This is a genomic window from Mesorhizobium sp. CNPSo 4661 (genome assembly GCF_057784215.1).
This window is the reverse complement of the sequence record NZ_JBWGIO010000085.1, coordinates 1-388: the sequence shown is the minus strand read 5'-3', so window position 1 is coordinate 388 and position 388 is coordinate 1. Positions and strand designations below refer to the sequence as shown.

The following is a 388-nucleotide window of genomic DNA, read 5'->3' as shown; positions in this document are numbered from 1 at the left end:
TCGCCACCCAGGTGCTGAAGCTCGACGAGCAGATCGAGCGCATCGCGCGCGAGCTGTCGCGCTACAAGGACGTGCTCTATCTCGGCCGCGACACCAACTTCCCGCTGGCCATGGAAGGGGCGCTGAAGCTCAAGGAGATTTCCTACATCCACGCCGAGGGCTATGCCGGCGGCGAGCTGAAGCACGGGCCGATCGCGCTGATCGACGAGAACATGCCGGTGATCGTGATCGCGCCGCATGACCGCATCTTCGAAAAGACGGTCTCGAACATGCAGGAAGTGGCGGCGCGCGGCGGCAAGATCATCCTGATCACCGATGCCAAGGGCGCGGCCCAGGCCGGCATCAAGACGATGGAGACGATCATCCTGCCCGAGGTGCCGGAAATCAT

General features: G+C 63.4%; 1 protein-coding gene. It reads left to right on the top strand.

Features of this window, described 5'->3' with window-relative positions:
• The coding region (locus tag AC0YKC_RS34015; protein ID WP_488514249.1) for an SIS domain-containing protein at window positions 1-388 on the top strand (388 nt) is incomplete at both ends.